The following is an 8,694-nucleotide window of genomic DNA, read 5'->3' on the forward strand; positions in this document are numbered from 1 at the left end:
CGACGCGGGCCGCGGGCGAGATGCGGACGCGGCTGCGCGGCCTCGGCGTCGAAGCGGCGCAGGCGCTGACGTTCCACGCCGCCGCCCGCCGCCAGCTCCGGTACTTCTGGCCGCGCGTGGTCGGCGACCGGCCGTGGGACCTGCTGGAGAACAAGCTGCGGTACGTCGGCCAGGCCGCGAACCGGGCCAAGCTCGGGACCGAGGTCGAGGTCCTGCGCGACCTGGCGAGCGAGATCGAGTGGGCGAAGGCGTCGCTGATCAGCCCCGACGACTACCCGGCCGTCACCGCGCGCGCCCAGCGGGACATCCCGGCCCCGGCGGCGCAGGTCGCCGAGGTCTACCGGACCTACGAAGAGCTGAAGAACGCCGCGCAGGTGCTCGACTTCGACGACCTCCTGCTGCACACGACCGCGGTGCTCGAGGAGCACGGCGCCGTCGCCGAGGAGTTCCGGGACCGCTACCGCTGCTTCGTCGTCGACGAGTACCAGGACGTCACCCCGCTGCAGCAGCGCCTGCTCGACGCGTGGCTCGGCGGCCGCGACGACCTGACCGTCGTCGGCGACGCCAACCAGACCATCTACTCCTTCGGCGGCGCGTCGCCGCGGTCGCTGCTGGAGTTCACGCGGCGCTACCCGGACGCCACCGTCGTCCGCCTCGAGCGCGACTACCGGTCGACGCCCGAGGTCGTCGCGCTGGCCAACCGCGTGATCGGCGCGGCGCGGGGCCGGCCGGCGGGCTCGCGGCTGAAGCTGATCGGGCAGCGGCCGCCGGGACCGGAGCCGCGCTTCGCCGAGTTCGACGACGAGGCGGTCGAGGCCGGCGCCGTCGCACGCCGGGTGCGGGAGCTGCTCGACGGCGGCGTGTCGGCGAGCGAGATCGCGGTCCTCTACCGGATCAACGCCCAGTCCGAGGCCTACGAGTCGGCGCTGGCCGACGCCGGCATCCCGTACCTGGTCCGCGGCGGCGAGCGGTTCTTCAACCGGACGGAGGTCCGGCAGGCGATGTCCGCGCTGCGCGCGGCGAGCGGTGACGTCAGCTCCGACCTGGTCACGACGGTGCGTTCCGTGCTCGCGCGGGTCGGCCTGACCGAGTCGCCGCCGGCGGGCGGCGCGGCGAAGGAGCGGTGGGACGCGCTCCTGGCGATCGTCGAGCTGGCCGAGGAGCTCGCTTCGACGGTCGAGGACGCGGACCTGCCGCGCTTCTGCGCCGAGCTCGACCAGCGCGCCGCGGCCCAGCACCCGCCGACGGTCGAGGGCGTGACGCTGGCGTCACTGCACGCGGCGAAGGGCCTGGAGTGGGACGCGGTGTTCCTCGTCGGCCTCGCCGAGGGCACGATGCCGATCCTGCACGCCGACGGCGACGAAGCGGCGATCGAGGAGGAGCGGCGGCTGTTCTACGTCGGCGTCACCCGGGCCCGCGAGCACCTGTGGCTGTCCTGGGCGCTGGCCCGCACGCCGGGCGCGCGGCGCAACCGGCGGCGCAGCCGGTTCCTCTACGGCCTCGTCCCGGAGGACCACCCGGCCGCCAGGGTGGCGCGGTCCCAGCAGAAGCCGGCGACGCCGGTCAAGACGCGCTGCCGAGTCTGCGGCGGGCCGCTGCTGGAGACCCTCGACGTCAAGCTGGGCCGCTGCGGGCGCTGCCCGTCCACAGTGGATGAGGGCCTGCTGGAGCGGCTGAAGTCGTGGCGCGCCGACCGGGCGAGGGAGCTCAAGGTGCCGGCGTTCGTCGTCTTCACGGACGCGACGCTGATGGCCATCGCCGAGCAGCGCCCGGCCGACGAGGCGGCGCTGGTGTCGATCTCCGGCATCGGCGCGACGAAGCTCGAGCGCTTCGGCACGGAGATCCTCGGCGTCGTCCGGGCGTCGACGGGGTCTTGACCGCGTCCGGACCATGATCGACGCGGCGAACCCGCTGCTCAGGGGCGATCTTCGTAACTTCGAGGATTTTCCGGTTAATTAAGTTGCCTCGGTGTGGTGCGGAGCAATAACCTGCCAGTACCGAGCCCGAAGGGCTCGACTGGGGATCTACGGAAGCGCCGCTCGGCGGCCGCGTGTGCAGAGTACAGAAGGAGGTGCCGGTGAAATGACCATCAACATGACGCTCACGAACCCGGGCACCCGTCTGTCCTGCGCCGCGGAAGTTGCGGCTGCTCAGCGCCCGGGCACTGGTGTGCCGGTGAGCGCGCACGGGATCCGTGGCATGCGGCGCGTCTCGCGTCGTTGGGCCACCGGTGTCGTCGTCTTCGGGACGCAGGGCGTTCTCGCCGCGTACCCGCAGGCTGATCTGCCGACCATCAAGCAGTTCCGTGTTCCGTTGTCGATACGGGAGCGAAGTTCCTGACCTAGTCAGGACACGAGGCTCACGAAGGCCGCGGAACCGGAGAACCCGGATCCGCGGCCTTTGTGTTTTTGGCTGCACAACCCAAGAGGAACCAGCGTTGTCCAACGCCAGCACCCAACCGAAAACCCGTACGACACAAGGAGGAACCACCATGTCTTCGGCCATCGCCTACACCTCGGGTGAGGCAATATTCGCCGACCTGCTCGACCCGATCGACGTCCCCGACGTCGCGCTGCCCTGCCGTTCGGGCGACGCGGACCTGTGGTTCGCGGAGTCCCCGGCCGAGCTCGAGCGAGCGAAGGCGCAGTGCGCGGACTGCCCGGTCCGCGAGGCCTGCCTGGCCGGCGCCCTGGCCCGCCGCGAGCCCTGGGGCGTCTGGGGCGGCGAGATCTTCGAGCGCGGCGCGGTCATCGCGCGCAAGCGGCCCCGCGGCCGCCCGCGCAAGAACGCAGCTGTCGAGCCCGCCGCGGCCAAGGCCGGCGGCGATCACCGGAGCGCCGCCGCATGAGCGTCGAACCGGTCACCACGAGGGACTACGAAGCCCACCCCCGCAGCGAAGAGCTGCAACTGACGAAGACCGAGATCGAGGAGATCAGCGAGATGTTGCTTTACGAAGAACTGTCCAGGGCTCGAATACGGGACCTGGAGGAGGGGGTCCGCGCCCAGCGGGCCCGAGGTAGCGTGCGTGCCGCGCGCCGCTGGACGCGAGTAGCCCGATGGGCCACTCGCCGGGCGGAGCGGTACCAGGACCAGAGCTGAGCGCAGGCCCCTGCCGCCCGTTTGTGGGTGGTGGGGGCCTTCGCGCTTTGCCGTGGGGTGCGGTGGCGGGATTGCGCGGCGCGGTCTGGCCCGGCGGGCCGATGGCGCGGGGCGATCCGGTGGGTGGATCGTGCGGCCGAGGCCCGGCGACGCGCGGCTGAAGCTCGGCGCGGATGGAAGGCGTGCTGCGGCGGCGAGTGGCGAGGCTGTGCTGCTCGGGTGCGCGGGCAAGACCGCGCCGCGGCGGTGCGCTGCGGGCGAGTGGCGAGGCTGTCCTGCTCGGGTGCGTGGGCAGGGCTGCGCCGCGGCGACAGTGCTGCTCGGGGACGCGACCGGTCTCGGGCCGTGGCGATGGCGCTGCTCCGGGTGCGCGGTCCACCTTGCCCGCGCTGATCGGGCGTCGCGGCGGTGCCGGGGCGGCTCGTTGTGTGGTGCCGTGGCGGTGTGGGGTTGGTGCGCGCCGGGGTGGTGCGGGTCCTTGTGGCCTCCTTCGGGTGGTCTCGTTGCGGGGTGCTCCGGGGCCGCTCTGCTGGTGTTGAATGGGGTGATGTCCGGACACAGCCACGGTGACATCGACTGGGCGGACCGCCTGGCTCAGCTGCGCATGGCCGATGCCCTTGATGCCGAGGCGCTCGCGCCCGTTGCCCGGCGGCTGCTCGGCTCCGTCGGGGAGCGGCCGACCGTTGTCGACGTCGGGTGTGGGGCCGGGGGGATGAGCGTGCTGTTCGCGCGCGAACTTGCCCGCGGTTCCGGCGGGACCGTCGTGCTCTTCGATGCCACTCCGAAGCTACTGGTCGAGGCCGAACGGGCCGTTGCCGAGGTGGACGGGGACTCCGTCGAGGTCGTCAGCCTTCTCGGCGACCTCACCGATCCTGCGCTGGCCGTTCCCGCCGCCGATCTTGTCTGGGCGTCCGGCGTGGTGCACCACGTCGGTGATCAGCAAGCCGCGCTGCGGACACTCGCCGGCCTGCTCCGGCCCGGTGGGGTGCTGGCCATCTCCGAGGGCGGGCTCGAGATGCGGTGCCTTCCGTGGGAACTGGGCGTCGGCCGCCCTGGACTGGAGCAGCGGTTGCTGGCCGCTCGGGGCTCGTGGTTCGAACGGATGCGGGCCGGCGTTCCGGGGAGCGTCGGTATGCCCTACGGCTGGCCGCGGGCGCTTCGCGAAGCCGGACTCGAGGACGTCGAGTCGTTCGGCGCCCTCATCGATCACCCGATGCCCGGCTCGGACCGGCTGCGTGAGTACGTCGTGCACCGCCTCGGGTGGTTGGCGGAGTCGGCCGGGGAATGGCTCGACGCCGACGATCTCGCCGCGGTTGCCGCGCTGACCGATCCGCAGAGCCCGGACTTCCTCGGTCACCGGGACGATCTCTATCTGTTCGGTGCCAAGGCGATCCACTGTGGACGGTTGCGGTGAGCGCGCCGGAACCGGTGGTGTGCACGCGCTGCGGCCGGACTCGCGCTGCCGGTGATGATCCGGCTACGGCGCTCGCGTGGGTGTCCACCCGTGAGCGGGGCGCGCTGCGGTGGCTCTGCCCGGACTGCGCACGGCAGCACGTGCGGGACATCGAAGGCAAGCTGCCGGACGAGTACTGGTGATCAAGTCGACCTCCTGAGCTCGAGGGCGGTATCAGGCCGCGTCGCCGATCGGCGTCTGCGGGACCGCTCGGACCTTGGGACGGGGTGTCCTGGACGCATCGCCGTAGGCCCTGGCCAGCTCCTGCGCCACCTCCTGGGGCACCTTGCGCAGCTGCCTGACCGTGCAGCGGACGAGGACGATCCCCGTCGCGGCCAGGGCCAGGTGGCTGAAGCCGCCTCCCGGACCCGGGGTGCAGCGGTACTGCCAGGCCAGGCCGAGCTCGTCCCACCACGCGTCCGCCTCGCCGATGCGGCGGCCGCGGCGGTCGCAGATCGTCTGGTCCCAGCTCGGCGGCGGAAGCGGTACCCGGTCCAGGACGCGGGCGGCCAGGCCGTGCGCCTGGATCGGCCCTTCGTCGAGTTCGCGCAGCACCCTGCGCACCAAAGCCGTGCCGCGCTGGGGACCGGCTTCGAGCTCCGCCAGCAGATCCCGGCGGTCGCACAGCCCCCAATACAGCGGCAACGTCAGCAGGTGCCGGATGCGGGCGGGGTCGGGTTCGGACCGGGTCAGGTCCAGCGTCGCCCTCGCCGGCGGCGCGAACGGGAGGTCGTCGACCTCGATCGGGTCCGGCAACCGGGCCGTGCGCGCCAGGCGGACGCCTTCGCAGGCCACCACCCGGCACTGGTGGGGCACCAGCAGGTGGATGTCGCCCTCCGCCGGGCACTTCACGCCGTGGGCCTGCAGGGCGTCGGCCCCGGTGATCACCACCCCGGGCCCGTAGCGCACGAGCGCGGCGTGCAGCAGTTGCTGCCGCGTCGGAGCGGTGTTGCGGAGCAGGACGACACCGGGGTGCAGGCGGCGCCACGGCCCTCCCGGGCCGCAGAGCCGCCGGGTTCTTCGGTCGGACACCCCCGCCCGGCGTAGCTGTTCGAGGTTCATCACCTCGCCACCGCCGGGATTACGAATGGTGAGCGGATCGGTGCATTGAGTAGCTGTCATGTATTGATCATGACGGCTCGGCCAACCGGGTGGAACCCCCTCCACCGCAGCTGTGGACAACTCGACCGGAACCCTCCGTTCGAGGCCCATCCTGTGGACAACTCAGGCGGCGAACCCCGGCTGCCAGCGCTCGACGATGCCGCGGGCCGGGATCTCGGCGTCGAGCTGGCAGAGGATGCCCGTCGACCCCGCCGTCACCCGGTGGATCATCAGGTACTCGGGCGGCAGGTTGAGCGAACGGCCGACCCGGAAGTCGTTGCTGCGGCTGTCGCCCACCCGCCCGGCCTGCTTCTGCATCCAGCGGCGGGTGAAGTGGAACGTCGGCGCCGCCAGTGGCTCGGTGAACGGCGCCAGGTAGGCGAGCACCTCCTCCGCGGTCAGGTCGCTGTCCGGCCTGATGAACCGGTTCTCCCGCAGCAGGCGCATCAGCTCGGCCGACTCGCCGTCCAGCGCCAGCCGCGTCATTTCGCCCAGGTGACGGGGGATGCCTTCGGGCAGCCGGGCCACGCCGCCGAAGTCGATGACGCACAGCCTGTCGTCGTCGGTGATCATGAAGTTGCCCGGGTGCGGGTCCGAGTGCAGCAGGTGGACGCGCTCCGGCGACGAGTAGTGGAACTCCGCCAGCAGCCGGCCCGCCAGGTTCCGGGTCTCGCGGTCGCCGTCCGCGATCACCTTGGACAGCGGTGTGCCGTTCGCCCATTCCGTCACGACGACCTTGGGCGCGCTGGCCACCACCCGCGGCACCAGGATGCCGGGGTCGCCGTCGAACGCCTTCGCGAAGGCGCGCTGGTGCTGGGCTTCGGCCTGGTAGTCGAGCTCCTCGTTCATCCGCTCCGAGAGCTCGGCCAGCAGCGGCTTGACCTCGGTGCCGGGCACGAACGCCTGGAACAGCCTGCTGAACCGCTGCAGCTGCCGCAGGTCACTGCGCAGGGCCTCGTCGGCGCCCGGGTACTGCACCTTGACCGCGACCACGCGGCCGTCGTGCCAGACCGCGCGGTGCACCTGGCCGATGCTCGCGGCCGCCGCGGGCTCGTCGTCGAACGAGGCGAACCGGCTGGTCCAGGTGCGGCCCAGCTGCTCGGCGAGCACCCGGTGGGTCTGCCGGGCCGACATCGGCGGCGCGGCGGCCTGCAGCTTCGTCAGCGCTTCGCGGTACGGCTTCGCCATGTCGTCCGGCACCGCCGCCTCGAACACGCTCAGCGCCTGGCCGAACTTCATCGCGCCGCCCTTGAGCGTGCCGAGCACCTCGAACAGCTGCTCGGCGGCCTTCGCCGACAGCGTCGCGTTCACCTGTTCCGCGCTCTGGCCCGCGAGCCTCTTGCCCCAGCCGCCGACTGCCCGGCCGGCGATGCCGAGCGGGAGACTGGCGAGCTTGGCGGTACGGGCGGCACCCTTGCGCGGCATCGCGGTGTCACGATCGGCTGGGTCGCGGAAGTCGGTCACAACCGCGATTCTGCCCTGCTGCCTCGGCGACGCGCAGCCTGCGCGCGACGTCTTGGTGGGCTACGTCTCCCGGATCACCTCCCGGGCACCGCACTGGCACCGCGGGTGCGGCGGCCAGCCCCGGTGGCGGATGCGGCCGTCGAAGGCGTCGATCTCGAGGGTCGCGTTCCACGCCGGTGGCGCCGGTGCGCTCGGGGAGAGCAGCCGCATGGCCTGGGCCACGGCCAGCGACGCGCAGGACTGGACCGCGCCGAGATCGGGCCGCTGGTGCCGGCCGGCGAGCTGCCCGGCGACCCGCGGCCAGCACGGGTCGAAATCCGTGCGGTGCAGGTCGGCGCAGCGCAGGCAGGAGCTGCGGCCCGGCACGACCAGTGGCCCGACGATGGCCGTGCCGTCGCGGACGCGTGCCGTCAGGTGCGGGACGCCGTCGCCCATCAGCTCGGCGACGAGCTCGGGAGCCGGGACGACGGCGTCGGTGAGCAGGGCCAGGTTCGGGTACCGGTCGTGCAGGCGGGTGACGCGGACTTCGGGATCGACCCGGCGGAGCAGGTCGGCGAGGGCGTGGCGCCGCGACCGGCCCAGGTCCGCCGCGGTGAAGCCGGAGCCCAGGTCGTGCTCGGTCACCGTGCCGGGTACCTGCAGCTCGACGTGCCCGATGCCGGCGTTGGCCAGGAGCACGGCGGCCGCCACCGCGACCCGGCCGTCGCCGTGCACCGAGACCGCGGCGGCGCGCCGCCGGTCGGCCATGGCCGGCTGGTGGTGCCGGGCGCGCAGCGACCAGAGGCCGGGCTCGCCGCGGAAGCCCGGGCCGTCGGGGCGGCCGGCGTCGGTGACCAGGCCGAGCGCGGTCAGCTGCCGCAGCAGTGTCCGCAGCTGGTCACGGTGTTCGCTCTCCGCGAGCAGAAGCCGCTCGACGTGCTTGCTGCCGTCGAGGGCGCGCAGTTTCGCGAGGAGGTGCGGGGCGAGGTTTTCGACGATCACGCCGTGGCGCGGATCGAGGCCGATCTGGATCTCGCGGGGGCCGCGTTCGAGCACGGTGAGGCCCGGGAGCAGGGCAGGGTGGGCCGGCAGGAGGACCGGTGGCATGTCCGCGGTGTCGAGGATCATGTCGGCAGGATCGCACCTGGTGGCGACGGGGAGGCCTCGGAAGGAGCCGGATCGGCCGAGTTGTCCACAAGTGGAACCGCCTGTGGACAACTCGGGTCTGTGACCTCAACGCACTCGGAGTTGTCGGTGCCTGGCCTTACCGTTGTCGAGTGGTCGAAGCACGGATGCCCTCACTGAGAGGCCGGGGGGAAACGAACCCCCCGTCGGACACACCCGGACACAAGGTCGAAGTGCGGCGCAGCCAGCGCCGGCACCGGACGGTCACCGCGTATTGGAACGACGACACGCTCGTCGTGCTCATCCCCGCGCGGATGACCAGGGCGGAGGAGAAACACTGGGTCGCCGAGATGGAGCGCAAGCTGCAGCGCTCGGAACCACGTCGGCCGGCGTCCCCGAAGACGTCGGACGAAGCCCTGCTGGCGCGCTGCGCGCTGCTGTCGGGCAAGTACCTGGGCGGCACCGCGGTGCCG

9 protein-coding genes and 1 pseudogene are annotated in these 8,694 nt (G+C 72.4%); 7 read left to right on the top strand and 3 right to left on the bottom strand.

The annotated features are described in order from the left end of the window. The 6 genes from CCN39_RS38365 to CCN39_RS38390 all read left to right on the top strand — a co-directional run. The coding region (locus tag CCN39_RS38365) for an ATP-dependent DNA helicase UvrD2 (RefSeq protein WP_143264309.1) at positions 1-1,877 on the top strand (1,877 nt) is incomplete at its 5' end. Between the two features lie 205 nt (positions 1,878-2,082). After that, positions 2,083-2,340 (top strand): hypothetical protein, encoded by a 258-nt coding sequence (locus CCN39_RS38370; protein ID WP_086850725.1) that lies wholly within the window; start codon positions 2,083-2,085, stop codon positions 2,338-2,340. A 151-nt stretch (positions 2,341-2,491) separates the two neighbouring features. Continuing rightward, the gene (locus tag CCN39_RS38375) at positions 2,492-2,848 is read left to right on the top strand and encodes a WhiB family transcriptional regulator (protein ID WP_086850727.1); all 357 of its coding nucleotides are present in this window, start codon (positions 2,492-2,494) and stop codon (positions 2,846-2,848) included. Next, positions 2,845-3,099 (top strand): hypothetical protein, encoded by a 255-nt coding sequence (locus tag CCN39_RS38380; protein WP_086850729.1) that lies wholly within the window; start codon positions 2,845-2,847, stop codon positions 3,097-3,099. Before CCN39_RS38375 ends, CCN39_RS38380 begins: the two co-directional genes overlap by 4 nt. Positions 3,100-3,646: 547 nt before the next feature. Next, positions 3,647-4,513 carry a class I SAM-dependent methyltransferase gene (locus CCN39_RS38385; RefSeq protein WP_167455304.1) on the top strand — a complete coding sequence of 289 codons (867 nt, stop codon included), beginning with the start codon at positions 3,647-3,649 and terminating at the stop codon, positions 4,511-4,513. After that, positions 4,510-4,695 (top strand): hypothetical protein, encoded by a 186-nt coding sequence (locus CCN39_RS38390; RefSeq protein ID WP_086850733.1) that lies wholly within the window; start codon positions 4,510-4,512, stop codon positions 4,693-4,695. The genes CCN39_RS38385 and CCN39_RS38390 overlap by 4 nt, the downstream gene beginning before the upstream one ends. 31 nt (positions 4,696-4,726) lie before the next feature. Here CCN39_RS38390 and CCN39_RS38395 read toward each other — a convergent pair whose 3' ends face one another. The 3 genes from CCN39_RS38395 to CCN39_RS38405 all read right to left on the bottom strand — a co-directional run bounded on the left by CCN39_RS38395 (position 4,727) and on the right by CCN39_RS38405 (position 8,224). Then, complete coding sequence (locus tag CCN39_RS38395; RefSeq protein WP_086850735.1) at positions 4,727-5,614, bottom strand: hypothetical protein; 888 nt, start codon at positions 5,612-5,614, stop codon at positions 4,727-4,729. Between the two features lie 162 nt (positions 5,615-5,776). Beyond that, the gene (locus tag CCN39_RS38400; RefSeq protein ID WP_086850737.1) at positions 5,777-7,117 is read right to left on the bottom strand and encodes an ABC1 kinase family protein; all 1,341 of its coding nucleotides are present in this window, start codon (positions 7,115-7,117) and stop codon (positions 5,777-5,779) included. A gap of 60 nt (positions 7,118-7,177) precedes the next feature. After that, a complete protein-coding gene (locus CCN39_RS38405) occupies positions 7,178-8,224 on the bottom strand; it encodes a ThiF family adenylyltransferase (protein WP_086850738.1) in 1,047 nt (348 codons plus the stop codon). Positions 8,225-8,454: 230 nt separating this feature from the next. On the opposite strand from CCN39_RS38405, the pseudogene CCN39_RS38410 reads away from it, so the two are divergent. Then, positions 8,455-8,694, top strand: a pseudogene (locus tag CCN39_RS38410) (metal-dependent hydrolase); the annotation flags it as partial.

The organism is Amycolatopsis kentuckyensis (assembly GCF_002155975.1).
GTDB lineage: Bacteria > Actinomycetota > Actinomycetes > Mycobacteriales > Pseudonocardiaceae > Amycolatopsis > Amycolatopsis kentuckyensis.

Coding starts and splice junctions, on each gene's coding strand:
- CCN39_RS38370 (WP_086850725.1), top strand. CDS start 2,083: ATGACCATCAACATGACGCTCACGAACCCGGGCACCCGTCTGTCCTGC.
- CCN39_RS38375 (WP_086850727.1), top strand. CDS start 2,492: ATGTCTTCGGCCATCGCCTACACCTCGGGTGAGGCAATATTCGCCGAC.
- CCN39_RS38380 (WP_086850729.1), top strand. CDS start 2,845: ATGAGCGTCGAACCGGTCACCACGAGGGACTACGAAGCCCACCCCCGC.
- CCN39_RS38385 (WP_167455304.1), top strand. CDS start 3,647: ATGTCCGGACACAGCCACGGTGACATCGACTGGGCGGACCGCCTGGCT.
- CCN39_RS38395 (WP_086850735.1), bottom strand. CDS start 5,614: ATGAACCTCGAACAGCTACGCCGGGCGGGGGTGTCCGACCGAAGAACC.
- CCN39_RS38405 (WP_086850738.1), bottom strand. CDS start 8,224: ATGATCCTCGACACCGCGGACATGCCACCGGTCCTCCTGCCGGCCCAC.